Raw genomic sequence first — 26725 nt, 5'->3', positions numbered from 1 at the left:
TTGTACTCGGTCGTGAACGACCGGCGGGTTCGGGACATAGTGACATCCTTCCAGCGGGATCATCCATCCCGCTATCTCGATGTCCACCACCCGGGGGGAGCCTCAGGCGGTGTGGAGGGCGATATCGGTCGGTTCCGGCGTCGGCATTTGGTGCCGGTTCCTGATGCTGTTTCGTTGGCCGAGTTGAATAGGTTGATCGCTGCGGGGGATCTGCTCGATGACACCCGGGTGATTACCGGCCGGCCGTGCACGGTGGCCGAGGCGTTCGCTGACGAACTACCCATGCTGCAACCCCTGCCGATGGAGACCTTCGACCCGGCGTTGATCCTGCGGACGCGGGTCGATCTGAAGGCGCGGGTGTCGGTGCGCCAATGCCATTACTCGGTGCCCGCACGCTATGCCGGACGGCGGCTGACGGTCAGGCTCACCGCCACCACCGTCGAAGTGTTCGACGCCGCTCAACTGGTAGCCCATCATGAGCGGGCCGCAGGCCGCCATGTCGAAGTGCTCGCTCTGGACCATTACCTGGAAGTTCTCAAGTCCAAACCCGGTGCGTTGCCGGGTGCGACGGCACTGGCCCAGGCCAAAGCGTCTGGGGCGTTCACCGCGACGCATCAACAGTATTGGGATGCTGCGCGGCGGGCTCGTGGTGACGCGGCCGGGACGCGAGCGCTGATTGAGATCCTGCTGGCGCACCGCACTCTGCGGGCCGGTGCCTTGCAGGCCGCGATGGCTTCAGCGGTCTCCACCGGGCTGATGGATCCACAGGTGGTGCTGATTGAGGCTCGCCGCCATGGTGGTGAGGACGCCACTGAGCTCGCGGTGGCGATCGGCGCGTGGACGCGTTATGACCGTCCCGCGCCGACCTTGCACGGGTATGACGCGTTGCTGACCGGAAGCGAAGGCTGAGCCCGATGAGCACTCGTAGTGACGAAGCGGCTTTGGCGTCGATCGGCGCCGCTGCCCGTGAACTGCGGTTACCGACTCTTCGCGGTGAGGTTGCGCGGCTGGCTGAGATCGCCAGCCGCGATCGGCAGTCCTACCTGGTGTTCTTGGCCGAGCTGCTGGCCGCCGAGGTCGATGACCGTGCCGAACGCCGCCGCACCCGGCGTATCGCCGATGCCAAATTCCCACGACTCAAACGACTTTCGGAGTTCAACGTCGACGCCGTCAAGACCATCGAACCCGCCCAGCTGGCCACGCTGGCCTCGGGCAACTATCTCAACGCCGGCGAACCCGTCGTCTTGTTGGGCGACAGCGGAACCGGCAAAACCCACCTCCTCATCGGTCTCGGGCTGGCGGCCTGCGAACAAGGCCGCAAGGTCCGATATGTCACCTGCGCACAACTGGTTAACGAGCTCGTCGAAGCCGCCGACGAACGCGTCTTATCCCGTGTGGTCGCGCGTTACGGCAGGCTGGATTTGTTACTACTGGATGAGCTGGGATACGTTCAAATCGACCCTCGCGGAGCTGAATTGCTATTCCAGATCATCACCGAACGCGAGGAAAGGGCGAGTATCGGCCTGGCGAGCAATTTGCCGTTCAGTGAATGGGGAGCCGTGTTTCCCGATCCTCGTCTGGTGGCCGCGATCGTCGACCGGATCACGTTCAACGCACACATCCTCGAAACCGGAACTGATTCCTACCGCCTGCGCACCTCCAAGACCGCCACGCGCCGCAAACGTGCCGGCTAGTTAGTTGGGTGTGTTTGTTTCAAAGTCACTGTGGTGGTGTGAGTTCGAGCGCGGTTGCGAGTTCGGCCAGGCCGGCTATGAGGGCGGGCGCGACGGCGGCGAGTTCGGGGATGCGGCCGTGGTTGGCTTCGATTGTTGCTGGGTCGATCGCTCCCATGTCGAAGTCGGCGTGCAAGGGTTGGATCGCCACGTGGTCGGCACCGGCAGAGAGATACTGATTAACACTTGCAGCAATCGCAGCGGGATCGCCGTGCGACACCAGCGCATCGACTAACACGTCGTCGGCGGTGTCCCCGGTGCTCAGGTCGGGAAAGCCGAACTGTTTGAGCGTGTTCACGTAGTTGCTCATGTTGAGGTAGAACGCCAACGTTTGACGGGCCGCGTCACGGGCGGCGGCGGGGTCGGTATCGAACACCACCTTGCGTTCGGGCGCCAGCAGGACACCGTCGCCGAGAACCGAGCGGGCGAACCGGGTGTGCTCGACGGTCGTCAGATAGGGGTTGGCCCCGGCTGCACGGTTTTTGGCCAGGGTGAGCATCCGGGTGCGCAAGGCTCCGACGGCAATACGCTCCTTGGGTACCCCGACGGCGGTGAGGGTGTCGAGGTAGGCGGTGACTCCTTGGTAGGGCGTCTGTGCGTGATCGCCGAGGTGTTCTCGATGGCCGGCACCGATGCTGAGCAGGAATCGGCCGGGGAAGCGTTCTTCCAGCCGGTGAAACGAGTGTGCGACGTCGTTGGCGGGAGCGGTCCAGATGTTCACAACTGCCGACCCGACCGCGATCGTGGTGGTCTGTTCGAGCACCATTTCGATGGCGGCGAGACCCGAGTCGAAGACGGCGGGAATCCAAATGGCCCCATATCCCAGTTGTTCCACTGCGGCGGCGCGGCCGTCGTCGAAGAAGCTCAGCCCACCGAATACGCCGAAACGCCCGACCGAGACTTGCGGATTGACCATTTTGTGCACCTACCCTTTGCTCGCTACGTGTTGCGGTTGTTCTTATGATTCGGTTGCCGCGGGGGTCTCTTGGAGATAGTTCTTGACCTGTGTCAGGAACGCCGCGTGGATCTTGCGCATCATCCCGGGAGCGAGGATTCGCTCGAGGTACTTCATGAAGCTGTCCGCACCGTGCCACGATGTCTGTGCGGTGATCAGCGAGAGTTGAGGCCCATTCCGTTCGAGGGGTTCCACCGTATAGCGGGTGACCAGTGTCGAGTTGTCGTCTCGTTCAACAAGAGTCAGGTCATCCTCGACCTCCACGACATTGACCATGTCGCGGAATCTGGACTTGGTGAAATGAAGGATCCAACGAACCACAGTTGCGTCACCGTGACCACCGTCGACAACCTGGTAATCGGTGTAGTACTGCACGGGCAGCAGAGTGGGTCGCGCCCACTGGTAGTCCGACAGCAGTGCGAAGACTCGATCCGGCGGCGCGGCGATCGTTAACGAATAGCTGACCTCCATGCCGATGTAACCTCCAAATTAGGCTTGGTACGCGGCGTGGCGACGCGCGAAATCGCCACGCCCTAGAAAGAATCGGTTAGCCACCTGGCTAACGCATACGGCACCGATATAAGAGGCTGCGCAATTCGCTCAACTAATCCGGCGCTTCCCCTACCATAGGGCGTTCTTGCCGACAAGAGAACATGGCGAATATCACATTGCGTAGCTCGGCAAACTCTGAGCCCAACCAGGCGGTTGGGTCTGGCGTCGCAGCACTCGGCGCCTCGGCGCCTCGGCGGGTTTGCACCGGACACTCGTAAGCCACCAAGTCGAGGGACCACCCCGAAGCCTCAAAGCAAGCTACCCGGCCGCAGTCACTTCGACTTCGGATAACCAACAGAACCTGGGGCCAAATTCCGTGCCGATCCCGGGGCCCAGCAACTTGACGAAACCCACTTGTTGTTGAGCTGCGGCGTGGTTGGGGCGCTTGGAGCCCTCGCAGCCTCTTGATTGCAGCGATTTGCCGATGCGGTTGTAGGAGAGGATGTCAGTGGCCGGCGATACCGTGCTCCTATGGGTTGTACGGACGGCGCCAAGGTGCGGTACACGTACCGCCTAAGGGTGTCGAGTAGCGCAGAGCGGTCATTGCTGGCGGAGTGGGATCGCTGCCGATGGGTGTGGAATCAGTGCGTGGCAGCGTCCGACGCTGCGCATCAACTCTCGGTGCAGTCAGGTGCCAAGGTGAATTGCGGGCCAGCGCTGCTGGACAAGCGGCTCACCGGTTGGCGCAGCGAGCACGAGTGGTTGGGCGCCGGATCCAGTGTGGCGCAGCAGCAGACTATCCGCGATTTCGGGCGGGCTCGCGCGAAAGCGTTGAAGGACCGAAAAGAAGGGCTGTCGGTCAAACGGCGGCGAGGGATGCCTCGATTCAAGTCCAGGCGTCGGGCCTTGCCGAGTCTGAACTACACCCGCAACGGGTTCAAACTCACTGGTCGCCAGTTGAGACTCGTCGGTGGGATCACGGTGCGGCCGGTTTGGTCCCGTGATCTGCCGGGGCAGCCATCGAGTGTGCGAATCTACCAGGACGCTATCGGGAGATGGTGGTGCTCATTTGTCGTGCCTCGGCCCGAGCCGCAACGCTTACCTGCTACGGGACTATCGATCGGAATCGACTGGGGTGTAAGGGATCTGGCGACCACTACGAGCGACGCCCATGATCTGCCCCACCCGCGGCACGGCGACCGAGCAGCGGCCCGGCTGGCGCGATATCAGCGGATGATGAGCAGGCGCAGACCCGCGAAAGGTATGGCTGCATCGCGCGGGTACAAGGCGGCCAAGCGGTCCGCCGCCAAGCAGCATGGCCGGCTGGCCGCTCACCGCGCCGACACGGCGCGTAAGTGGGCCAAGGCCGCGGTCATCGATTTTGATCAGATAGCGGTCGAGGATTTCCGGCCGAAGTTCTTAGCCAAGTCGACCATGGCGCGCAAAGCCGCCGACGCGTCGATTGCCGCGACCAAACGAGCGTTGATCGAGCAGGCCGAGAAGCACGGTCGCCACCTTGTGCTGATCGACCCTCGACACACCACAACCGACTGCAGCAAGTGCGGTGCGAAAGCCAAGCATCCACTGTCGCTGTCGCAACGCACCTATAGGTGCGAGTCCTGCGGATTTGTCGCTGACCGCGACAAGAACTCCGCTGACGTCATCCGTAACCGGGCAGGTTTCGTCCCGGCTGGCGTTGATCGTGTAAGACCTGGGCGCTCACCGAGCGGCCAGGCGGCGTGAGCTAGGAATCCCCCTTATTTCACGAGGGGGAGGATTCAATACGATGGGCGAGTGCCCGAAACCGGACAAGACGCAGCCGACGGTGCCGGCAGCGAAGACCTGCTGATCGACTTCGCCAGGGTCACGCTCCGACGGGGTGGCAACACCCTTGTCGGGCCCGTCACCTGGGCTGTCGAACTCGATGAACGCTGGGTGGTGATCGGTCCCAACGGGGCGGGCAAGACGTCGCTGTTGCGAATCGCCGCCGCCACCGAGCACCCGTCCTCGGGCACGGCTTACGTGCTCGGGGAACGGCTGGGCCGCACGGACATGTCCGAGCTGCGCTCCCGCGTCGGCCTGAGCAGTTCGGCCCTGTCACAACGGATTCCCGACGACGAACTGGTGCGCGACCTGGTGGTGTCCGCGGGCTACGCGGTGTTGGGCCGGTGGCGCGAGAACTACGAAGATGTCGACTACGCACAGGCCGTCGACATGCTGGAAAGTGTCGGCGCCGAGCACCTGGCCGACCGGGTCTACGGAACCCTTTCCGAAGGTGAGCGCAAACGCGTGCTCATCGCCCGGTCGCTCATGACCGATCCCGAACTGCTGCTGCTCGACGAGCCCGCCGCCGGGCTGGACCTGGGCGGGCGAGAAGAACTGGTGGCCAGGCTCGCCGATCTGGCGGCCGACCCTGACGCTCCCGCGATAGTGCTGGTCACCCACCACGTCGAGGAAATCCCGCCCGGCTTCAGCCACGCGTTGATCCTCTCGGAGGGGGCCGTCGTGGCCGCCGGGCTCCTCACCGATGTGCTGACGGCCGAGAACCTGTCCAAGGCGTTCGGCCAGTCGATCGCCCTGGACGTGATCGACGGGCGGTATTTCGCGCGACGGATCCGCAGCCGGGCGGCGCACAGGCGGCGGGCATGACCGCCCCCTTGCCCCCGAGGCCTGCCGCGACCGTGATGCTCGTGCGCGACGAGCAGCGGGGCGCCGCCTCGGAGATCGAGGTGTTCCTGATGCGCAGGCACACCGCGATGGAGTTCGCCGGCGGCGTCATGGTGTTTCCCGGCGGCGGGGTCGACGAGCGCGACCGCAACGCCGACATCGCCTGGTTCGGCCCGGAACCGTCGTGGTGGGCGGAGCGGCTCGGCGTGGACGCCGGGCTGGCTGAGGCGCTCGTGTGCGCCGCGGCGCGGGAGACCTTCGAGGAATCGGGCGTGCTGTTCGCGGGCCCGGACAACGATCCTGACGGCATTGTCGGTGACGCCTCGGTTTACCGCGACGCCAGGGCCGCGCTGGCCAGCAACGCGCTGTCGTTCGCCGATTTCCTGCGCCAGGAGAAGCTCGTCCTGCGGGCCGACCTGCTGCGGCCGTGGGCGAACTGGGTGACGCCGAAAGAGGAACGGACCCGGCGCTACGACACCTATTTCTTCGTCGCTGCCCTGCCCGAGGGGCAGCGGGCCGACGGTGAGAACACCGAGAGTGACCGCGCGTTCTGGAGCACCCCGCAGGCCGGGCTCGACGACTTCGCGCAGGGCCGGTCATTCCTGCTCCCGCCGACGTGGACCCAGCTGGACTCGCTGAACGGCCGCACGGTCGCCGAAGTGTTGGCCGTCGAGCGCAAGATCGTCGCCGTCGAACCCCATCTGGCCGTCAAGGGCGGCAATTGGGAGATCGAGTTCTTCGACAGCGAGCGCTACAACGCGGCGCGCAACCACCGTTCCCCAGCGACACCGGGTGGCACCTCATGAACGAATTCGTCAGCGTCGTCACCAGCGAGGCGGAGCCAGGGCTCGCGACATTGCTGTTGTCGCGGCCACCGACCAACGCATTGACCCGGCAGGTGTATCGCGAGCTCACCGGTGCCGCCGCGGAACTGGCCGAGCGTCCCGACATCGCAGCGATCGTGCTCTTCGGCGGCCACGAGATCTTCTGTGCCGGCGACGACGTGCCGGAGCTGCGCACGCTCGATGCCGCCGAGACCGCACTGGCCGACAAGGCGCTGCGTGAGTGCCTTGAGGCCGTCGCGGCGATCCCGCGGCCGACCGTTGCGGCCATCACCGGCTACGCCCTCGGCAGCGGCATGGCGTTGGCGCTGGCGGCGGACTGGCGGGTGAGCGGTGACAACGTGAAGTTCGGTGCGACCGAGATCCTGGCCGGGCTGGCGCCCCGCGGTGGTGCGGGTGCGCGGCTGGCCGGCGTCATCGGTGCCGGTAAAGCCAAGGAACTGGCCTACAGCGGACGGTTCGTCGGGGCTGAGGAAGCCGTGTCGCTGGGCCTGATCGACGAGATGGTGGCGCCCGATCACGTCTATGACTCGGCGTTGGCGTGGGCGCGCCGGTTCATCGAGCATCCGGTGGCCGCGCTGGCCGCGGCCAAGGCGGCTGTCGATGGGCCCACCGACCGGGACTGACCCGCGCCGAGCGGACTATTAGGCTGCCCTGCATGACAGAGATCAAGGAATCCGGTGTCGAGGCTGACATGCCGGCTCCTAACCCGCACGCCACGGCTGAGCAGGTCGAGGCCGCGATGCACGACAGCAAGCTCGCCCAGGTGCTCTACCACGACTGGGAAGCCGAGACCTACGACGAGAAGTGGTCCATCTCGTACGACCAGCGCTGCATCGACTATGCCCGCGGCCGCTTCGACGCCATCGTCCCCGAGGACGAGCAGCGCGAGCTGCCCTACGAGCGGGCCCTGGAACTGGGCTGCGGCACCGGCTTCTTCCTGCTCAATCTGATCCAGTCCGGCGTCGCCCGCCGTGGATCGGTGACCGACCTGTCACCGGGCATGGTCAAGGTCGCGACCCGCAACGGGCAGTCGCTCGGCCTGGACATCGACGGTCGCGTCGCCGACGCCGAGGGCATCCCGTACGAGGACAACACCTTCGACCTGGTGGTCGGGCACGCCGTGCTGCACCACATTCCCGACGTCGAGCTCTCGCTGCGTGAGGTCGTCCGGGTGCTCAAGCCGGGCGGCCGGTTCGTCTTCGCCGGAGAGCCCACCACCGTCGGCAACCGCTACGCGCGCGAGCTGTCCACGCTGACCTGGCACGCCACCACCAACGTCACGAAGCTGCCGGGCCTCGAGGGCTGGCGCCGCCCGCAGGCCGAACTCGACGAGTCGTCCCGCGCCGCAGCGCTGGAGGCCGTGGTGGACCTGCACACCTTCGACCCGGCGGACTTGGAGCGCATGGCCACCAACGCCGGCGCGGTCGAGGTCCGTACCGCCAGCGAGGAGTTCACCGCGGCGATGCTCGGCTGGCCGGTGCGCACCTTCGAAGCCGCGGTGCCTCCTGGCCGATTGGGTTGGGGCTGGGCGAAGTTCGCCTTCAACAGCTGGATGGCGCTGAGCTGGGTGGACGCCAACGTGTGGCGCCGTGTGGTGCCCAAGGGCTGGTTTTACAACGTGATGGTCACCGGGGTCAAGCCGTCGTAGCGTTCACTGTTGCCGATGTCGGCTATCTGCGGTCGCACGAGGGTCGTCAGGCTCTCGCCGCGACCGCAGAGCTGACTTTGGCGGGCCCGGCCCTGGTCGGTGACATCGCCTCTCTGCGAACGCGATTCGGCGACCGAGCGGCGGTCCTGGTGGAGACCGTGCAGTTGCGTCGCAGGGCGGCAGCCAAATTCGACGACCCGGCGCACTGGCTGTTCACCGATGAGGCGTTGCAGCAGGCCACCGCGGCGCCGGTGGCTGCGCACCGCGCCCGCCGACTGGCCGGAGCGCGGGTGCACGACGCGACCTGTTCGATCGGCAGTGAGCTTGTGGCGCTGCAGCATTCGGCAACCGAATTGGTGGGTAGCGACCTCGACCCGGTACGGCTTGCGATGGCCGCCAACAACGTGCCGGCGGTGGCACTGTGCCGCGCCGACGCGCTGCGTCCGATCACGCGGGACGCCGTGGTGATCCTCGACCCGGCCCGGCGCCAGGGTGGCCGCCGGCGGTTCGACCCGCGCGCCTACACACCGGCGCTGGACTCCGTGCTGGACGTCTACCGCGACCGTGACACGGTCGTAAAATGCGCTCCCGGAATCGATTTCGACGAACTCACCAAGATGGGGTTCACCGGTGAGATCGAGGTGACCTCGCTGGGCGGGGGAGTTCGTGAAGCGTGCCTGTGGTCGCAGGGCCTGGCCGAACGCGGCGTTCGCCGCCGGGCCACCCTGCTCGATCGTGACGAACAGATCACCGACGCCGAGCCCGACGACTGCCCGGTGGCGGCCGCCGGGCGGTGGATCATCGACCCCGACGGTGCCGTGGTGCGGGCAGGACTGGTCCGGCACTATGCGGCCCGCCACGGTCTGTGGCAGCTCGACCCGGACATCGCCTACCTGTCGGGAGAAGAGCTACCCGCCGGACTGCGGGGGTTCGAGGTGCTCGAACAAGTGGGCTATCACGAGCGTCGACTGCGCGAGGTGCTGTCGGCACGGTCGGTCGGGGCCGTCGAAATCTTGGTGCGCGGCGTGAACGTGGACCCAGATGTGTTGCGGCGACGGCTGCGTCTGCGCGGCTCGGAGCAACTCTCCGTGGTCATCACCCGGCTGGGATCGGGTGCCGCGAGCACCGCAACGGCATTCGTTTGTCGGCCGTCGCGGTGAGGGCCACGTACCCTGTGGTTGACGCGCCGGAGTTCCAGCCGGCCTCTAGTTGATCGCCTGCGAGGACGACTGACAATGCGATTTCCCCCTGTAGTGGCCACGTTGGCGGCCGGTGTGCTGGTGGGCTGGCTCTCGACGCCGGTGGCAACGGCCCAGAACGCGTGCGCCGATCTGGGCGGCACCATCGGTCTGGATCTGAACTGCACTGTGCACACCGCCAACGCGTCCTACACGCTCGATTACACGTTTCCCGTGGACTATCCCGACCAGCAGCCCGTCACGAACTACCTGACGCAGACCCGGGACGGATTCGTCAACGTCTCGCAGATGCCAGGTTCCCGCGATCAGCCGTATGTGCTCGATGCCAGGGGCACCCGGTACACCTCGGGGCTACCACCGCGCACCCAGAGCCTGGTGTTCGAGGTGTATCAGAACGTCGGTGGAGCGCATCCCCAAACCTGGTACAAGGCCTTCAACTATAACCTCGTCACCCGGGCGCCCATCACGTTCGAGACGCTGTTCAAGCCGGGCAGCAAGCCGCTGGACGTGATCTTCCCGATCGTGCAACGCCAGCTGCAGAAGCAGTCCGGCGTCGAGCAGGCGATACCGTCCAGTGCGGGGCTCGACCCGACGCACTACCAGAACTTCGCGATCACCGACGATGCGGTGATCTTCTTCTTCGGACAGGGGGAACTGTTCGCCGAGACGGCCGGTGCCACCCAGGCGTCGGTGCCGCGAGATGCGTTGGGGGACTTGCTGGCGTGACCGCGGCCCCCGTTACGCCGGGGCGAAGCCGTACACCTGACCGTCGCTGGTCGCGGCGACCACCCGCCGGTCGTGGCCGATGGAGACGCCGACCGGCCAGCCGGTGGCCTCCGGCAGCGGATAGCTGTTGAGCGTGTGCCCGTCGCTGGTGTCGAACACCAGCAGGGTCTGACCGTGCCCGCCCTCGCGCGCCACGGTGTACCCCAGGCCCGCGGCCCGGCTCGTGGTCGTCAGCGGCGTGACGTCATCGCGCGTCCACACGACGTCGCCCTTGTCGCCGTTGTCGCGCACGGCCAGCAGCTTGGCGTCGGGTCCGCCGCCGGCCACGATCAGGCCGTTGGGTGACACCGACGGGGGTGTCTGGGCGAGAAAGTTCAGCGGTATCGACCATTTGGCCTTGCCGTCGGCGGTGTTGATCGCCCAGAGGCGTTGATCGCGGCCGTTGACGTAGGCCGTCGCTCCGTCCGCGGACAGCACCGGGCTGGCCAGCGGGCCCTGACCGACCGCGGTGCTGGTCCACTCACGGTTGAGCATGGGCGTCTGGTTCGGGCGGTATCGCAGGCCGACCAGAACGGGGCTTTCGGCACCCGGCTCCCACAGGCTCAGCACCACGATGTTGGTGGCCTTGGAGAACGCGGGCGCGGCCGCCACCGGGCAGCCGCGCCTGCCCTGTGCACAGTCGCCCAACCCGCGTTGCGAATCGGTCGGATCGACCCCGGTGACCAGGTCGAGCGGCGTGCCGACCACGGTGCCGCGATGTGCGTCGAACACCAGGACCTGCCCGAGGTGGGTGACCACGAGCAGTTGGCCGTCGTCGAGCAGGCGCGGCGTGGTGGGCATGCCGATCACGGGCTGGCGCCACCGGATCCACTGCGTCGGCGGGTACGACAGCATGGTGCCGGGTTGACCGACGTAGAGGTTGTCGAAGCCGTCGAACAGCGCACTGGACCAGCCGCCGCCCAGCACCAGCCGGGTGCACCAGCGCTGACGTGCGTTGTTGTCCGACTCCCAGACCATCAACGAACAACCGCCTGCGGTCTGCGCGTTGGCAGCCAGGTAACCGGTCGCACCCAGGGCCACCTGGGCGCCCAGGGAACCCTTGACCGAGCGGCTCCAGGCCGGTTTCAGCGCGTCGGCCCCGTGCACGGCGCTGTAGCTGCTGTTGGCGGCGTCGCCGTACTGCGCTGACCAGCCTGCTGCAGGGTGCGCGTCGACCCATGAGTCGGTGTTCTCACATCCGGTGAGCACGCCGGTGAGCAGCGCCGCTACCGCCAGCGCAAGGTATCGGCGGATCACGGTGTCCTTTCGTCGGAGCCCGGACGGGTCGGCACGGATGGTTGGCTGCACCCTGTCGGCGCATGTGGTTCGCACATGTGGTCAAGCTGAGGGTAACCGCTGCGAATGTGAGGGGGCAGGAGCGGAGCGACCCCGAATTCGGTCGCGCCCGCTCGCGTAGGCTCTCGGGCCATGACGACGATGTGGGGCGCCCCGATCCACAAGCGCTGGCGGGGCTCCCGTCTGCGCGACCCTCGGCAGGCCAACTTCCTCACCGTGGACTCGCTCAGATGGGTCATCGCCAACCGCGCCTACACGCCGTGGTATCTGGTCAGGTACTGGCGACTGCTCAAGTTCAAGCTGGCCAATCCGCACATCATCACGCGCGGCATGGTTTTCCTCGGCAAGGGTGTCGAGATCCAGTGCACGCCGGAACTGGCCCAGATGGAGATCGGCCGGTGGGTGCACATCGGTGACAAGAACACCATCCGCTGCCACGAGGGCTCGCTGCGGATCGGCGACAAGGTGGTGCTGGGACGCGACAACGTCATCAACACCTACCTCGACATCGAGCTCGGCGAGTCCGCCCTGATGGCCGACTGGTGCTACGTGTGCGACTTCGACCACAAGATGGACAGCATCGAGCTGCCGATCAAGGACCAGGGCATCATCAAGAGCCCGGTGCGCATCGGCCCCGACACCTGGATCGCCGCGAAGGTCACGGTGCTGCGCGGCACGACGATCGGCCGCGGCTGCGTGCTGGGCGCCCATGCGGTGGTCAAGGGGGACATCCCGGACTATTCGATCGCCGTCGGGTCGCCGGCCAAGGTGGTCAAGAACCGCAAGCTGGCCTGGGACACGTCGGCGGCGCAGCGGGCCGAACTGGCCGCCGCGCTGGCCGATATCGAGCGCAAGAAGGCCGCGAGCAACTGAACGAGCCGGCGGAGGACGCGGGCCCCTGTTCGGGCGAGGAACAGGAGCTTGTCGATTACCGCTTCACACTCGCCAACGAGCGGACGTTCCTGGCGTGGCAGCGCACGGCGCTCGGCCTGCTGGCCGCCGCGGTTGCCGTCATCCAGTTCGTGCCCGAGCTGGGCGTCCCCGAGGCGCGCCACGTCCTGGGCCTGGCGCTCACGGTGCTGGCGACGCTGACCTCCGGGGTCGGCCTGTGGCGCTGGCGGCAGGTGGAGCGGGCGATGCGGACCGGGACGTCGTTGCCGCGCCATCCCACGCCGGCGTACCTTGCGGTCGGCCTGTGCTTGATCGGCGTGCTGGTGCTGCTCATCGCCGTGGTCCGAATGGCCTCGGGTTGAGGGTCTTCGAGCGGGGATTGCAGGCCGAGCGGACCTCACTGTCATGGACCCGCACGGCGTTCGCCGTGCTGGGCAACGGGGCGCTGCTGATGCTCCACGACATTGCGGACCACAAGGCCGGATTCGGCTTGGTGGCAGCGTGTGTCGCGGTCGCGGTGGCGCTGCTGGTCTATCTGGTGGGCCTGCGCAGACAACGCGTTCTGGCTCGCGACCCGCGGCCGAACCGCATCACCCCGTCACCCGACGTCTACGTGGTGACCGTGAGCGTCCTCGTTCTCATCGTGGTGTCGGTGCTTTCGTTGCCCCTCTAAACGTCGCAGGAAACGGCGAGAAGGGCTGCGTCACAAACTGTTCCGGGCATGTTGGGCCAATCGGTCGGGCAGCTCGGCGGCCGCGGCTCGGTCCGCGATCACGGTGACCGCCGGATGACGCTGCAGCACCGATGCGGGTACCTCGGTGCTGACCGGGCCGGCCAGTGCCGCGGCCAGTGCGGCGGCCTTCTCGGTGCCGCGTGCCAACAGCACCACCGAACGGGCTCGGCAGATGGTCGCAAGCCCTTGGGTGATCGCATCGTGCGGAACATCGGACCTGCTGTCGAAGAACCGCGCATTGTCGCTGCGGGTCTGGTCGGACAACGCCACGACCCGGGTGGTGGAATCGAGCGCCGAACCCGGCTCGTTGAAGGCCAGATGCCCGTTGCTTCCGATACCGGCGATCTGGACGTCGACGCCGCCGAGGTCGGCGATGCGCTGCTCGTATGCTTCGGCTTCCGCATCGGGGTCTAGCGCCAGCCCGTCGGGTACGAGGACGTTACCGGGTGCGACGCCCAGCGGCACGGCCGCGTGGGTGTGCACATAGGACGCATAGCTGCGGCGGTCCTGTGCGCCCAAGCCGACATACTCGTCGAGAGCTATCAAAAAGCCTGTGCTGAGGTCTATTTGGCCACCTCGCACCCGGCGGGCGAGCTCGGCGTACACCGGCATCGGGGTGCCGCCGGTCGCGATGCCGAGTCTTGGTTCGTGGTACGGAAGGTGCTCGAGCACGACATCGGCAGCCGCGGCGCCGAATTCGTCGTCATCGACCACCACGACCCGAGCGGCGGGGGACATGATCACAGTTCGATACCTCCGAGTGCGGCGCGCAATGCGTCATGACGGTCCGCAGCCCGTGCCCACTGGGCGGTATGTGCCGGTCGCGGTGAGACGCGGTGCAGTTGCGGTTGATGGTTGATCGGCCGGCCGAGTGCCTGTGCCGCGAACACCGCGGCGCCGATGGCGGAATGATCCCGGCCCGCCGAGTCCACGAGGACGTCTCGGCCGGTGGCATCGGCGAGGTCCTGCCAGAGCAGGGGACTGACCGCGGCGCCGCCGCCGAGGAGCACCGGACCTCGTCGACCGGTGGCGGTTTCGGCGATCGCGATCGCGCGGCGCAATTCCACGATGACTCCGGTCAGCAGCGCCCGCCCGACGTGGCCGGCTCCCATGGACAGGTCGAGCCCGTGCAACGTTCCGGTCAGGTCGGGATCCCACAGGGCCCCTTGCTCGCCAGGGGTGAGATAGGGCAGGAACACCGGTTTGTCGTCGAGCGGCACCGTGGCGGCAGCGTCCAGCAATGCGGCCGGGCCGGACAAGCCGAGCAGTCGGGCGATACTGCCGAACGCCGAACCAACGGCCAGCACGTCCATCTCCAGACCCCACCCGACGCCGGCAAGGGGTGTGAGCAGGTAGCGCCGCTGCGGATCCCGCACCGCCCGGTCCGAAATGCCCAGCACGACCGCACTTGTCCCGGCAATGACCGCGACATCGCCATGCGTGCGCGCGCCGATACCGAACGCGCCGAGCACCGAGTCGGCCGCCCCGAGCACCACCGGCACGTCGTCGGCGATACCCAACGCGGCGCGCCACTGCGCAGACAGCGGCGCGACGGTATCCGAGGGTGCGACCGCGGGCAGCCCCGGAACCTCTGCGGCGACCATCAATTCGGGGTCCCAGGCGCAGCGGTCGAGGTCGAACACGCCGGTGCCCGCAGCGGTGCTCGGATCCGTCAGCAACTCGCCGGTGAGCTGCGCGTAGAGCACATCCTTGGCCGACGCTGCCATGACGCCGCCGTGGCCCTGTCCGTCGAGGCGCCGATGCATGGGCGCCAGGTAACGACCGTCGACCCGCTGCCCGGTGAGCTGGTAGAGCTTCTCGTCGCCGATCGCGGCCCGCAGCAGTTCGGCTTCGGGTTCGGCGCGGCCGTCCTCCCAGGTGATCGCAGGCCCGGTCGGAGCGCCCGCGGCGTCGAGCGCCACCAGGGTGGGCAACATCGCCGACAGGCCGATGCCCGACCAGTGTTGCGCAGGCGCCGCGGCGGCGACCTCGGCCAGCGCTGCCGCCAGCGCGACCCACCAGTCTTGCGTATTCTGTTCGGCTGCAAGGGTTTCCGGTCTTGCCGTGGCGTAGTCGCCCCGTGCGGCAGCGCAGACCTCACCGTCGGGGCCGACCGCGACGACCTTCAGTGACGAGGTGCCGAGATCGATCCCGAGGTGGACCCGCTCACCGCTCACGCCGTGTGCACCGCATGGCGGCCGGTGGCCACGACCGACAACGCGTCGGCAGCGGCGGTGAGCGTTTCATCGATGTCGTGATCATCGTGTACCAGTGAGACGAAGAGGTTTTCGAACTGCAGCGGGTGGAACAGCACGCCGCGCAGCAGCATTTCCTGATACCACCGGGTGAACAGATCCTCGTCGGCGTGGGCCACCGCGTCGCGCCAGTTGCGGATCGGTCCATCGGCGAACCATAGCTGGAACACGGTTCCCAGACCCTCGACGTAGGCGTCCAACCCCCGGTCCGCAGCCAGCGTGGAGAGTCCCTCGGCGAGCCGGTAGCCGAGGGCGCGTTGACGTTCGTAGAGCCCGGGCTCGGCCAGCACATCCATGGTGGCTGACACCGCAGCGCATTGCACCACGTTCGCATTGTAGGTCCCCGAGTGCGAATACTTTCCTGCGGCAACGAGTCTCATCGCCTCGGTGGTACCGCCGACGGCCGCGACGGGGAACCCGCCGCCCAGACCCTTGGCAAGGGTCGTCAGGTCGGGCAGCACCCCGAACCACTCCTGGGCACCTCCGCGCGCGAAGCGGAAGCCGGTGATCACCTCGTCGAAGATGAGCATCGCGCCATGCTTGCGGGTCTCGCTGCGCAGCAATTCCAGGTACCCGGGCTCGGGCAGGATGCAGCCGGTGTTGAACACTGCGGGCTCGGTGAGAACCGCCGCCACCTCGTCGCCCCGGCGGTCCATGAGCTTCACGAAACTCTCGGGGTCGTTCCAGGTGAGCACCTCCAGGGTGCCGCCCAGTTCGGCCGGAACACCCGGTCCCATGGCGACCGGGCGCGGGTGATCGGCGGGTCCGGCGAGGTCCACATCGACATGGTTGGACCAGTACACGGTGTCCTGCCAGCCGTGGTAGTGGCCTTCGAACCGAACGATCAGCCGCCTGCCGGTGGTGGCCCGCGCCAGCCGCACGGCGGTGCCGACCGCTTCAGAACCGGAGTTGGTGAACCGCACCTGTTCGATACCGGGAACCGCGGCGACGACTTTCTCCGCCGCTTCGATCTCCAGCTCGTAGGGCAGGCCGAAGCAGGTGCCGTACTCGGCGATCGCGCGCTGCACGGCGGCGGTCACGCCCGGGTGACGGTGTCCGAGAATCATCGGGCCCAGGCCGAGCAGATAGTCGATGTAGGTGTTGCCGTCCACATCGGTGAGACGGGACCCGGTCCCTTCGGCCATGAAGAGCGGCGAGGGTTTCCATCCGTTGCGAGGCAACCGCGCGGTCGAGCCCGCGCCACCGGGTATGGTGCGTTTCGCGCGTTCGAACAAGGCGCGGGTGTTGGGCGTGCGAACGTTGAACGCCTCGGTGAATGTCATTGTTTTCCTTGGTTTCTCGGCGGGATGTTGGTCAGGACGGGGACGTGGCCGGTTCGGGTACCCCGATGAGGGTGACGACGGTGCGGCGCAGGATCTCGGCGGTCGCGACCACATCGGGGATCGACACCCACTCCTCGGCGGCGTGATAGTTGCCCCCTTCCGGACCGAACAGCACCGTGGGAATCCCAGCGCTCTGGAGCAGCGCCGCGTCGGTCCACGCGTTGAGTCCCGTGATCTCGGCCCTGGTTCCGTTGACGGCTTCGGTGGCGTCGGCCAGGGCAGTCAGCAGCGCATCGTTGCCCGCACCCGTGAACGGATCGCGGTCCAGCCGCACCCGGACTTCGCCGCGGAAGCGCGGCTCGACCGCCTTGACCTCGTCGAAGATCGCCTCGATCTCGGCCACCCGGTCGGCCAGCGTCTCACCCGGCTGAGTGCCGATCTCGATGCCGAGCACCACTTCCGCCGGGTAGGTCGCGTAGTCGGTGCCGCCGGCAATCGTGCCGGTATGAAACACCGTGCGGCCGTTGCGCGGATCGGGGTTGGGTTTCCACCGTGTCTCGTCGAGGCGGTGCAGGCGTGTGATCACCTCGGCCATGTGCACGATGGCGTCGACACCCTTGTCGGGTGCCGAACCGTGGGCGGGCTCGCCGAACACCACGATGTCGATCCACCCGAAACCCTGGTGCTCGCCGAAAATCAGGTGGGAGCCTTCGGGTTCCAGTTCGATCGCGAGGTCGATCTCGTCGGCGTGGTTGGCGACGAGGTGTTCAGTGCCGATGCTCACGCCTTCCTCGTCGATCGCCAGCGCGACCAGCACATTGCCCGCCAGCGGCGTTCCGGACCGCACCAGTTCGGCAGCGGCCAGCATCGCGGCCGCGCAACCGCCCTTGTCGTCGGCCACTCCGACGCCGATCATGCGGTCGCCTTCGACTACCGGCGACAACGCGCGATTGGGCCAGGCCGCATATCCCACGGTGTCGCTGTGAGCGGTCAGACAGATGGTGGGCCCCGGTGCGCTACCGCGTAGCCACGCCAGCACATTGGGCCGCCCCGGCTCGACCTCCTCCAGTGTGACGTCCAGTCCGGCCGCGGTCAGCCAGCGTTGCATGAAGCGGGCGACCTCGCCCTCTCCGGCGCCTCCCGGAATCAGCCACGGCGTCACAGAATCGATGCGGACCAGGCTGTCGAGCAGCTGGATCGTTTCTTCTCGGCTGGCAGTCATGCGATGTTCTCCTTAGCTGTTGTCAGAACCGTGGTGTCCCAAAAGTGGCATGCCACAGCGTGATCGGCGCTGATCGAGCGCAGCGCCGGTGGTTCGGTGGTGCAGCGCTCGGGCGATCCGAGCGTGTGAAAAAGTGGGCAGCGGGCGGCGAACCGGCACCCCGTGATCTCGGCCGTGGGGTTGGGCGGCTCACCGGTGAGCAGTGCGCGGGCGGTGCGCCTGCCGTCGGGCCTGGGCATCACGTCGACCAGCGCGCGGGTGTACGGATGGGCCGGGTTGGCGATCACCTCGGTACCCACTCCCTGCTCGACGATGCGGCCCAGGTACAGCACCGCCACGCGGTCGGCGAACACGCCGGCCAGCGCCAAGTCGTGAGTGATGAAAAGCGTTGCGATGCCGAGGCGTTCCCGCAGATCCAGTAGCACGCGCAGGATGCCGGCCCGCAGTGACACGTCCAGCATGGACACCGGTTCGTCGGCGACAAGCAATCGAGGTTCGACGGCCACCGCCGACGCGATGGCGACCCGTTGGCGCTGGCCGCCCGACAGTTCGAACATGCGCCGCCCGGCGACCGATTCCGGCAGGCCGCACGCGGCCAGCGCGGCCAGAGTGGCTTGCCGCCGGGCGGTGGCATCGATGCCGCGACGGTGGATCGCCAGCCCCTCTGCCACCAGATCGAATGCGGTCGAATTGGCGGGCAGGCTCTCGAAGGGATCTTGGAAGATCATCTGAAAGTCTCGCCGCATCGTGCGCAGCTTCCGGCCGCTGAGATGGGTGATGTCGACGCCACCGATGGCGACAGAACCCGACGTCGCCTCGGCCAGCCGCATGATGGTGCGTGCGATCGTGGTTTTGCCGCAACCGGATTCACCGACGAGCGCGACGATCTCCCGCTCGTCGATGGTCAGGTCGACACCGTCGACGGCGCGGGCCAGCAGGCGACGGCGGCCGTGGCGAATCGGGAAGTGCACGTGCAGATCGGTGATCTCGGCGACCGGCCCGCCGGTGTTCGGTTCGGTCATCGGGCTACCCCCAGCGCAAGCGTCGTCGTCTCTGATACCCGGTGGCACGCAGCGAAATGCGTGGTGGTAGCGGCTACGGGACGCAAAGCCGGGTCTTCGGCCGCGCACGCCGGGAGGGGCACCTCGCAGCGCGCACGGAACCGGCACCCGTCCGGAGGGTGAGCGAGATCCGGTGGGCTTCCGGGTATTCCGCTGATCGATGCGGCACCTGCGCCGGGCCGCGGAAAGCACGCCAGCAGCTGCCGGGTGTAGGGGTGCGCCGGCCCGGTCACCGCTGTGTGGGTCAACACCTCGTCGGCCTGCCCGCGTTCGACGATACGGCCGGCGTACATGACGGCTGCCCGGTCACACAATTCGCCGAGCACCATCAGGTCGTGCGAGATCACCAGCATCGCGAGATCCAGCTCGTCGGCGAGACGCCGGATCAGCTCAAGGATCTGGGCCTGCGTCATGACGTCGAGCGCCGTGGTCGGTTCGTCGGCGATCACCAATTCGGGGTCGCAGGCCAGGGCCATCGCGATCATCGCCCGCTGTTTCATACCGCCGGAGAACTGGTGTGGGTAGTCCGCCGCCCGGCCTGCCGCGATGCCGACCTCGCCGAGCAATTCGGCGACGCGCGCACGGATCTCGCGCTTGCCGGTGTGCGGACGGTGGGTGCGGATGGCCTCGGCGATCTGAGCGCCGATGGGCATGACGGGATTGAAACTGTTCATCGCGCCTTGGAACACCATGGACAACCGGCTCCAGCGCAGCCTGCGCAGCCCGTCGTCGTCGACGGCGAGCAGGTCGGTGGGGCCCAACTGCATCCGGTCGGCAGTCACCAGGGCGCCGCGGGGCAGCAGCTGCGCCACCGCCAGCGCCAAGGTGCTCTTGCCACAGCCGGATTCGCCGGCGAGCCCGACGACCTCGCCGGTGTTGACGTCGAGGTCGATGCCGTCGACGGCACGGACCTCCTCGACTCCGGATCGATACGTCACCGACAAATTGCGAATCTCAAGCAGGTTCATGTGGTCGCCGCCAGTTTCGGATTGAGAATGTGTTCGAGCGCTTGGCCGATGAGCGAGAACGCCAGCACGACGACGACGATGCCGACACCCGGAGGCAGGAAGTACCACCAGTAACCGCTGCCGACGGCACCGGATACGAACGCGTTGTGCAGTACCTGCCCCCACGATGTGCGCGACGGGTCGCCGAGTCCGAGAAACGACAGCGTGGCCTCGGCCAGGATGGATCCCGCGATCACCAGGACGGCATTCGCGATCACCAGTGCGGCGACGCCGGGCAGGATCAGTTTCCGCAGGATCGCCGGTGCTGACAGGCCGACGGTGCGGGCCCGTGCCACCACCTCGCGTTCCCGTAGCGCCAGCGTCTGGGACCGCACGATGCGGGCCGTGGGAGGCCAGCTGGTCACCGCGATGACCAGGACGATCATCGGAAGGCTTTGTCCCACAATCGCTCCCAGTGCGATCATGAGCGGCAGGTTGGGCAGCACCAGGAAGAAGTCGGTGATGCGCATCAGGATGGCGTCGACAACTCCGGTGAACCAGCCCGCGAGGACGCCCACCACCGTGCCGATGAGAACTGTCACGAGCGTGGCGATCAGGCCGATCTCCAACGAGATGGGGGTGCCGGCGAGCACCTGACGCAACACGTCGCGGCCCAGCTCGTCGGTACCCAGCAGATGAGCTGCACTGGGCGGCTGGAGGATTCCGGTGCGGGACTCGGCGACCGCGCCGCGATCGTAGGGCGCCACCAGTGGGCCGACCACGGCGAGCGCGACCACCGCGGCCGCCATGAGGACACCGGTGCGCCCCATGGCGTCGCGCCACAACTGGGTTACCACGTCACGCCAGCCGGAGCTGGTGGTTCCCGCCGGGATGTTCACCTCGGTCATGTCAGTCTCACCCTCGGGTCCAGTGCGCGGTAGATGACGTCGCTGGCGAAGTTCGCCAGCACCACCACCACGGCGAACAGCAGGAAGCACGCCTCCATCACGGGGTAGTCGCGCCGCACCACGGACAGGTAGATCAGTTGGCCCATCCCGGGCCACGAGAACACCGTCTCGACCTGGATCGTGCCGCCGACGGTGGCACTGGCGTACAAGGTGGTCGCGGTGGCGACGGGGAGCAGAGCATTGCGCACACCGTGGCGCCAGAGCACGCGGCGCGGGTGCAGGCCCTTGGCGCGCGCTGTGGTCATGAAGTCCTCCGAGAGCGTGTTCAGCAGAGAGCTGCGGGTGATCAGGACGAACTGCGCCATGTCGACCATGACCATCGCGGCCGTCGGCAGGATCAAATGCCGTGCCAAGTCGGCGATCCGGGTGAACACAGTGGGATATATCGCGTCGGCGGTGTACATCCCGGCGATGGGCAGCCAGTTCAGCGCGACCGCAAACACGAAGATGAGCAACATGCCGACCCAGAACGTGGGCAGGCTCCAGAACACCAGCGAGCCCACCACCAGCCCCCGGTCCGATCGCGTGCCGCGGCGTGCCGCGGCGAAAACCCCGATCACCACGCCGAGGGCGACCACCAGCACCGTCGAGACCGTCACCAGGATCACGGTGTTGACCAGCGCGTCGCCCACGATGGGGCCGACGGGGGCCGAGTAGGAGTACGAATACCCGAACTCACCGTGCAACAGGTGGGTGACGTAGGTGACGAACTGCGAACTGAGCGGGCGGTCCAGCCCGTAGTACGTACGGAGCCTGGCTATCGCCGCGGCGTCGAGGTGCTGGCCGCGCGCGATGTGGGTGACCGGGTCACCGGGCATCAGGTGGAAAATCAGGAAGTTGGTGATCAGGACCGCGACGAGGGTGAGAGTCAGATACGTCAGTTTCGTTGCGAGATAACGCAGCATCTCCTTGGGGCCCGCCTCAGGCCGGTTTCACGTCGAGGTAGTTGACTCGCGGGAAGTTCAGCACCATGCCACCCTTGATGGGTTGCCAGCCGGTCCAGGTGTCGGTCCGGGTCCCGGTGAGTTTCTTCTGGTACCACATCACGATGTAGGGACAGCTGGCGTAGTGGATCGCCTGCATCTCCTGGACCAGCTTGACCCGCTGGCCGCGGTCGATCGTGGTGCGCTGCTGTTCGTAGAGCTCGTCGTATCTCGGGTTGCTCCAGTAGGTGTCGTTGTTCCCGCCGATCTGGTCGGTGGTCGCGATGCCCAGCAGATAGGACGGGTCGTACATCTCCGAATCCCAGCCCCACACCACGATGTCCCAATCAGGCCCCTGGGTGTTGAACACCGTGCTGCCCATCGCGTCGGCATCGGTGGTGGACAGCCTCACGCCGACACCGATCGCCTTGGCGGCCGTGACGAACAGCTCGGCTGCTTTCACGTCGACAGCGGTGTCGGCGATGGCGAGGATCCGGAAGTTCAGTGGGGCACCGTCTTTCGACTCGCGGATACCGTCGCCGTTCCGGTCGACGTAGCCTGCATCGTCGAGCAGCTTGCGGGCTTTGTCCTGGTTGTTGTCCAGCACCTCTGCTGCGGCCGGGACGTAGTGAAAGTCGCCGAATGCGACGGGCAGCAGCCCGGTACCCGGCTCGCCATAGCCCGAGAGAGCGAGCTCGACGAGCTGTTGGCGGCTGACCGCGCAGCTCAGCGCCTGGCGTACCACCGGGTCGAGCAGGATCCGGTTGCCCTTCGAGTTCGGCTCGGCGGAACAGTTGAACCCGATCATGTGGAACGAAAATGATTCCAGGTCCCCGGTTTTGACGTTGGCCGCGTCTTTGAGTCCGCCGAAGATGGTGGGTGGGATCTCGGCGACGATGTCGATGTCGCCGGTGCGCAGGGCCTGCGTGACGATATCGTCGCTGCCGAACTTCGTCCAGGTGACCTTCTGCGCGGCCGGCTTGGCGCCCCACCAGTTGTCGTTGCGGGTGACGGTGACGGTGTTGCCCTTCTGCCATGAGTCGAAGATGAACGGACCGGTGCCGACCGGCTTGTCGTTGGCGAACCGGGGCAGGTCGTTCTTGTTCACACCGGACCAGATGTGTTTGGGGACGATCGGCGTGATGACTCCGGGATCCAGTGTCTGGGGGCGCGAATACGTCAGCCGCACAGTGTTTCCCGTGCTCGTCGCGTCGACGAGATCCTTGAAGTACGCACCGTACGTTCCGTAGTCGTTGTCGCGGACCATCAGCAGGGTGAACACGACGTCGTCGGCGGTGAAGGGGGTGCCGTCCTGCCACTTGACGCCTTCGCGCAGGGTGTACGTATAGGTCTTGCCGCCGTCGTCGACCTTGACGTCGGTCGCCAGGGAGGGCTTGACGTTCAGATCCGCGTCGTACTCCATGAGCTTGTCGTAGAGCAGTTGGAAGACGTCATAGGACTGGGTGGAGAAGGCGGTGAACGGGTTCAGTGAGTCGATGTCCGTCGTCGATCCGACACGCAGGACGGTGTGCGTCGCGGTCTCGGGCGCGCACGCGGCCAGTGCCGCCGCGCCGCCGAGAGCTGCGGCGACCACCGCCGAGGTGCGCAGGAAGCTGCGTCGGTCAATCTTGTGCATCGCCGGGATTCTCCTTCGGGTGCGGAGCCAGTGCCATCACTGTGCATACACAGTATTGTGAGTATGTCTGTGATCGTGTGATGACGTGTGTGTTTCGCGAAAATTTCTCTTCTGACCGGTTTCGAATGCTGTTCAGCACGGAGAATCGGCGCAGCGACAGAGATGCATAGTTAGTATGCAGGGTGCGAGCGGTGCGTTGTCGGTCACCGACCGAGACTGGGGAGGCCAGATGTCGACACCAAAGGGGAGCAGCCCGGCGGGGGGTGACCGCAAGCTCCGCTACCAACAGGTGCAGGAACTGGTCCTCAGCATCATGGCCGAGCGCGATCTACGCCCCGGTGATCGTTTGCCCTCGACCACCGAACTCGCCGAGATCGCCGACGTCAGCACCATATCCGTGCGCCGCGCGCTCGACGAGTTGGAGCGGGCCGGCCGCATCCACCGGCATCAGGGCCTGGGGACCTTTGTGGCCGAGCCGCGGATCGGCGCCGATCCGACGCGGCCGGGTGAACTGCTGCAGACGCTGACCGACGACCAGGGCCGGTCGCCGTCGGTGACCACTGCCTTGATCACGATGTCGGTCGGGCTGCCCAGTACGACCATCGCCGCAGCGCTCGGTGTCGACAGCGGCCAGCCGACATGGGAGATCTGGCGGCGCAGGACGATCGGTGCGGCCGGCGACCGGATACTCGAACGCGCCGTGCTGCCGTTGAGCAGGGTGCCCTCGATCGACCGCGACCGGCTGGCCGCGGGCGAGTCCCTGTACCGATTTCTGCAGGAGCGCTACGGGCTCACCGACGAGTACACCGAGCAGGCGTTCGAGGTCGACACACCCAACAGCTGGGAGTCCGAACAGCTCGAGCTGGAACCGGGGGAGTTGGTGGTCCGTATCCGTGGAGTCAGCTTCGATGCGGCCGGCCAAGCCTTCGACTGCTTCGAACAGTGTTACCGGGCAACGAAATTCACCTTCTACACGGCAGGCCAGACCCGGCACCGCATCCTGGGGCCCTCGGAGTTGTCCAACTGGTCGGTGTCCCCGTTGACCGATCCGCAACAGGGAGCGGACTGACGCCTCAGGCGGGCCAGTCGATGCTGAACTCGCGCGCCAGCGCGACGCGACCGGCATCGGTCACTATCAGTGCGCGGTGCTGAGGCGCGCGGCGCAGCCAGCCGGCCGACAGGAAGCGGTCGAGCACCGCCCGGCCCAGACCGCCTGCCAGGTGGTGGCGCTGCTCGGTCCAGTCGATGCAGTACCGCACCAGTGGCCTTGGGCTCGTTGGCAATTCAACACCGATGCGGCGAAGGCGGTCGGCACCGGCTGCGGTGAGTTCGTAGGGCACATCGCGTCCAGGACTGCTCAGCCGGTCGGCGTCGCCGTCGTGGAACTGGCCGTCGCCGCCGGTCAGCACATCGTGGTCGATGAGGCTGCTCATGATCCGCACGCCGAGCCTCCCGGCGATGTGGTCGTAGCAGGTGCGCGCGCTGCGCAGCCGCGCCGCCCGGGTGCCTTCGCGCAGTGAGGTGACCGGCCGGGCGGGCGCCAGCCGGCCCAATTGCTCGATCAGCTCCCCGATTTCGGGCCCGGCCAGCCGGTAATAGCGGTGCCTGCCGTGGTTCTGCACGGTGAGCAGACCGGCATCGGTCAGCTTGTTGAGGTGGCTGCTGGCGGTCGAGCGGCTGATGCCTGCTTCGTCAGCCAGGACACTGGCGGGAAGCGCGCGGCCGTCGTCGAGGGCCAGCAGCACGCGGCAGCGAGCGGGATCGGCAAGCAGTGCGGCCAGCGCGGCGATGTCGACGTCCGCGGTCGACGGCAGGTCGCTGAGATCACGCATGCGACGCCTCCTTCCTCGGCAGCGGGACTGCGGAAGCCCGCGCCAACCGCAGCGCGGCTGCTGCCCCGGCCAGCTGACACACCCCGCCGACCACCAGCGCGACACGGACCCCGAGCTCACCACCGATGGCCGCCATGGCACTACCCAACACCGCGACACCGACAGTGATACCCAACAGCCGCGACAGATTCACCACCCCGGCGCCTAGGCCCGAACGCTGCACCGGCATCGCCGACATCGCCAGCGACACGGCGGGTCCGGTGTTCAGCGCCAGCCCTGCCCCTGCCAGCACGAGCGACAGTTCCAGCAGCCACACCGGCCCCGTCGGGCCGACCGCGGCATAGAGCAGCAGCCCGGCCGCCATCAGTCCCAAGCCGGCGGTCATCGCCGTCCGCGCGCTGGTCCGCCGGGCCAGCCCGTTGGCCGCCGGAATCAGCGCCAGATATGTGATCGGCAGCGGCAGGAACCACACCGCGGTCGCCAGCGCGCTCAGGCCGCGTTGCTGCTGGAACGCGAAACTGTTGACCAGCAGCAGACCGTAGATGCCGAAGGTCATGGTGAAGGTCGCCAGCAGGGCACCGACCAAGCGGCGGCTGCCGAACAAGTCCAGCGGCAGCATCGGCCGGGCGCTGCGACGCTGCACGGCGACGAACGCCGCGAGCGCGCACGCCGCGACCAAAGCGACCGGCACGATGCGTTGCCACGGCCAGGTGTGTCCGTCGACGAGCACCAGCGTCAGCGTGGCCAGGCCGAGCACTGCCAGGTACTGGCCCGGTATGTCGATGCGGGCCGCCGCGGGGTCGCGGGATTCGGGTAGGTGCCGCAGGCTCAGGATCAGCGCCAGCGCGCCCACCGGCGCGTTGACCCAGAAGATCCAGCGCCAGCCCGCCGTGTCGGCCAACAGTCCACCCAGCAGCGGGCCGAGCGCGGTGCTGCTCGCGGCGGCGAACGCCCACGCCGCCGTGGAGCGCGCCCGGTCGGCGGGGTCCGGGAAGGCTGCCGAGGTGATCGCCAGCCCCTGCGGCAACATCAGCGCTGCTCCCAGGCCCTGAACCGCGCGGGCGGCCAGCAGGGCGGGCAGCGCCGGTGCCAGGGCGCACGCCACTGAGGCGGCGATGAACAGCGTCAACCCGATCCGCAGCAGCCTGCGCCGGCCGAACCGGTCGCCCAGCGAGCCTGCGGTCAACAGGGCCGCGGCGAAGGTGATGTTGTAGGCGTCGATGGTCCACTGGGCGCCTGCGATGCCGCCGCCGAGATCGTCACGGATCCTCGGCAGCGCCAGGTTGACGGCGTTCGCGTCGATGAGCCCGACGAAAAGGCCCAGGTAGGCGGCGACGAGGGTGAGAACTGCGGCTCGTGTGAGTGCCATACCCG

27 protein-coding genes are annotated in these 26725 nt (G+C 67.1%); 13 read left to right on the top strand and 14 right to left on the bottom strand.

What is annotated here, in order from left to right:
* Positions 1–174: 174 nt before the first annotated feature.
* Together RMCB_RS27360 and istB are read left to right on the top strand one after the other, a co-directional pair.
* A complete protein-coding gene (locus RMCB_RS27360; RefSeq protein WP_234792257.1) occupies positions 175–909 on the top strand; it encodes a Mu transposase domain-containing protein in 735 nt (244 codons plus the stop codon).
* Between the two features lie 5 nt (positions 910–914).
* On the top strand, positions 915–1694 hold the full coding sequence (gene istB, locus RMCB_RS27355; protein ID WP_062831252.1) for an IS21-like element helper ATPase IstB: 780 nt from the start codon (positions 915–917) through the stop codon (positions 1692–1694).
* A 25-nt stretch (positions 1695–1719) separates the two neighbouring features.
* Here istB and RMCB_RS27350 read toward each other — a convergent pair whose 3' ends face one another.
* Both RMCB_RS27350 and RMCB_RS27345 read right to left on the bottom strand, forming a co-directional pair.
* The gene (locus RMCB_RS27350; RefSeq protein WP_062831251.1) at positions 1720–2649 is read right to left on the bottom strand and encodes a TIGR03620 family F420-dependent LLM class oxidoreductase; all 930 of its coding nucleotides are present in this window, start codon (positions 2647–2649) and stop codon (positions 1720–1722) included.
* A 42-nt stretch (positions 2650–2691) separates the two neighbouring features.
* Complete coding sequence (locus tag RMCB_RS27345; protein WP_084388619.1) at positions 2692–3159, bottom strand: SRPBCC family protein; 468 nt, start codon at positions 3157–3159, stop codon at positions 2692–2694.
* Between the two features lie 552 nt (positions 3160–3711).
* On the opposite strand from RMCB_RS27345, the gene RMCB_RS36675 reads away from it, so the two are divergent.
* The 7 genes from RMCB_RS36675 to RMCB_RS27310 all read left to right on the top strand — a co-directional run bounded on the left by RMCB_RS36675 (position 3712) and on the right by RMCB_RS27310 (position 10265).
* Complete coding sequence (locus RMCB_RS36675) at positions 3712–4923, top strand: RNA-guided endonuclease InsQ/TnpB family protein (protein ID WP_072278552.1); 1212 nt, start codon at positions 3712–3714, stop codon at positions 4921–4923.
* Between the two features lie 33 nt (positions 4924–4956).
* Positions 4957–5829, top strand: a complete 873-nt coding sequence (locus tag RMCB_RS27335) for an ABC transporter ATP-binding protein (RefSeq protein WP_165606338.1) — start codon at positions 4957–4959, stop codon at positions 5827–5829.
* On the top strand, positions 5826–6653 hold the full coding sequence (locus RMCB_RS27330) for an NUDIX hydrolase (RefSeq protein WP_062831249.1): 828 nt from the start codon (positions 5826–5828) through the stop codon (positions 6651–6653). Before RMCB_RS27335 ends, RMCB_RS27330 begins: the two co-directional genes overlap by 4 nt.
* The gene (locus RMCB_RS27325; protein WP_062831248.1) at positions 6650–7315 is read left to right on the top strand and encodes an enoyl-CoA hydratase; all 666 of its coding nucleotides are present in this window, start codon (positions 6650–6652) and stop codon (positions 7313–7315) included. Before RMCB_RS27330 ends, RMCB_RS27325 begins: the two co-directional genes overlap by 4 nt.
* A 32-nt stretch (positions 7316–7347) precedes the next feature.
* On the top strand, positions 7348–8340 hold the full coding sequence (locus RMCB_RS27320; RefSeq protein ID WP_029366108.1) for a class I SAM-dependent methyltransferase: 993 nt from the start codon (positions 7348–7350) through the stop codon (positions 8338–8340).
* Positions 8298–9500: a THUMP-like domain-containing protein gene (locus tag RMCB_RS27315; protein ID WP_062831263.1), complete on the top strand. Its 1203-nt coding sequence runs from the start codon at positions 8298–8300 to the stop codon at positions 9498–9500. Before RMCB_RS27320 ends, RMCB_RS27315 begins: the two co-directional genes overlap by 43 nt.
* Positions 9501–9575: 75 nt before the next feature.
* Positions 9576–10265, top strand: coding sequence for an esterase (locus RMCB_RS27310; RefSeq protein ID WP_062831247.1), 690 nt, complete (start codon positions 9576–9578; stop codon positions 10263–10265).
* 12 nt (positions 10266–10277) lie between these two features.
* Here RMCB_RS27310 and RMCB_RS27305 read toward each other — a convergent pair whose 3' ends face one another.
* Positions 10278–11561 carry a BamB-related PQQ repeat family beta-propellar protein gene (locus RMCB_RS27305; RefSeq protein WP_062831262.1) on the bottom strand — a complete coding sequence of 428 codons (1284 nt, stop codon included), beginning with the start codon at positions 11559–11561 and terminating at the stop codon, positions 10278–10280.
* A 171-nt stretch (positions 11562–11732) separates the two neighbouring features.
* Between RMCB_RS27305 and RMCB_RS27300 the strand changes: the two genes are divergently transcribed.
* The 3 genes from RMCB_RS27300 to RMCB_RS27290 are packed head-to-tail and all read left to right on the top strand — an operon-like array spanning position 11733 to position 13164.
* A complete protein-coding gene (locus tag RMCB_RS27300) occupies positions 11733–12473 on the top strand; it encodes an acyltransferase (RefSeq protein WP_029366104.1) in 741 nt (246 codons plus the stop codon).
* Positions 12470–12853, top strand: a complete 384-nt coding sequence (locus RMCB_RS27295; protein WP_036422058.1) for a YidH family protein — start codon at positions 12470–12472, stop codon at positions 12851–12853. The genes RMCB_RS27300 and RMCB_RS27295 overlap by 4 nt, the downstream gene beginning before the upstream one ends.
* Positions 12850–13164, top strand: coding sequence for a DUF202 domain-containing protein (locus RMCB_RS27290; protein WP_062831246.1), 315 nt, complete (start codon positions 12850–12852; stop codon positions 13162–13164). Before RMCB_RS27295 ends, RMCB_RS27290 begins: the two co-directional genes overlap by 4 nt.
* 30 nt (positions 13165–13194) lie before the next feature.
* Here the strand turns inward: RMCB_RS27290 and RMCB_RS27285 are convergent, their stop codons facing one another.
* The 9 genes from RMCB_RS27285 to RMCB_RS27245 are packed head-to-tail and all read right to left on the bottom strand — an operon-like array spanning position 13195 to position 23519.
* Positions 13195–13962, bottom strand: coding sequence for a glucosamine-6-phosphate deaminase (locus RMCB_RS27285; protein ID WP_036422056.1), 768 nt, complete (start codon positions 13960–13962; stop codon positions 13195–13197).
* A 2-nt stretch (positions 13963–13964) separates the two neighbouring features.
* The gene (locus RMCB_RS27280) at positions 13965–15401 is read right to left on the bottom strand and encodes a xylulokinase (RefSeq protein ID WP_062831245.1); all 1437 of its coding nucleotides are present in this window, start codon (positions 15399–15401) and stop codon (positions 13965–13967) included.
* A complete protein-coding gene (locus RMCB_RS27275; protein WP_029366099.1) occupies positions 15398–16762 on the bottom strand; it encodes an aspartate aminotransferase family protein in 1365 nt (454 codons plus the stop codon). Before RMCB_RS27275 ends, RMCB_RS27280 begins: the two co-directional genes overlap by 4 nt.
* A gap of 31 nt (positions 16763–16793) precedes the next feature.
* A complete protein-coding gene (locus RMCB_RS27270; RefSeq protein ID WP_062831244.1) occupies positions 16794–17984 on the bottom strand; it encodes a M20 family metallopeptidase in 1191 nt (396 codons plus the stop codon).
* Positions 17981–19006 carry an oligopeptide/dipeptide ABC transporter ATP-binding protein gene (locus tag RMCB_RS27265; RefSeq protein WP_062831243.1) on the bottom strand — a complete coding sequence of 342 codons (1026 nt, stop codon included), beginning with the start codon at positions 19004–19006 and terminating at the stop codon, positions 17981–17983. The genes RMCB_RS27270 and RMCB_RS27265 overlap by 4 nt, the downstream gene beginning before the upstream one ends.
* The gene (locus RMCB_RS27260) at positions 19003–19983 is read right to left on the bottom strand and encodes an ABC transporter ATP-binding protein (RefSeq protein ID WP_165606335.1); all 981 of its coding nucleotides are present in this window, start codon (positions 19981–19983) and stop codon (positions 19003–19005) included. The genes RMCB_RS27265 and RMCB_RS27260 overlap by 4 nt, the downstream gene beginning before the upstream one ends.
* 26 nt (positions 19984–20009) lie before the next feature.
* Positions 20010–20900 carry an ABC transporter permease gene (locus RMCB_RS27255; protein WP_062831241.1) on the bottom strand — a complete coding sequence of 297 codons (891 nt, stop codon included), beginning with the start codon at positions 20898–20900 and terminating at the stop codon, positions 20010–20012.
* Positions 20897–21865: an ABC transporter permease gene (locus RMCB_RS27250; RefSeq protein WP_029366094.1), complete on the bottom strand. Its 969-nt coding sequence runs from the start codon at positions 21863–21865 to the stop codon at positions 20897–20899. The genes RMCB_RS27255 and RMCB_RS27250 overlap by 4 nt, the downstream gene beginning before the upstream one ends.
* A 16-nt stretch (positions 21866–21881) precedes the next feature.
* On the bottom strand, positions 21882–23519 hold the full coding sequence (locus RMCB_RS27245; protein WP_062831240.1) for an ABC transporter substrate-binding protein: 1638 nt from the start codon (positions 23517–23519) through the stop codon (positions 21882–21884).
* Between the two features lie 229 nt (positions 23520–23748).
* Here RMCB_RS27245 and RMCB_RS27240 point away from each other — a divergent pair, with 229 nt between their 5' ends.
* Entirely contained in the window at positions 23749–24588 is an 840-nt protein-coding gene (locus RMCB_RS27240) for a GntR family transcriptional regulator (protein ID WP_165606334.1), read from the top strand.
* Between the two features lie 4 nt (positions 24589–24592).
* Here the strand turns inward: RMCB_RS27240 and RMCB_RS27235 are convergent, their stop codons facing one another.
* The gene (locus RMCB_RS27235; protein WP_062831238.1) at positions 24593–25351 is read right to left on the bottom strand and encodes an ArsR/SmtB family transcription factor; all 759 of its coding nucleotides are present in this window, start codon (positions 25349–25351) and stop codon (positions 24593–24595) included.
* A complete protein-coding gene (locus tag RMCB_RS27230) occupies positions 25344–26720 on the bottom strand; it encodes an MFS transporter (RefSeq protein WP_062831237.1) in 1377 nt (458 codons plus the stop codon). The genes RMCB_RS27235 and RMCB_RS27230 overlap by 8 nt, the downstream gene beginning before the upstream one ends.
* Positions 26721–26725: the final 5 nt, after the last annotated feature.

This window comes from Mycolicibacterium brisbanense, assembly GCF_001570425.1.
Classification (GTDB): Bacteria; Actinomycetota; Actinomycetes; order Mycobacteriales; family Mycobacteriaceae; genus Mycobacterium; species Mycobacterium brisbanense.
The sequence above is the reverse complement of the archived record's forward strand: the minus strand, read 5'-3'. Positions and strand labels throughout refer to the sequence as shown.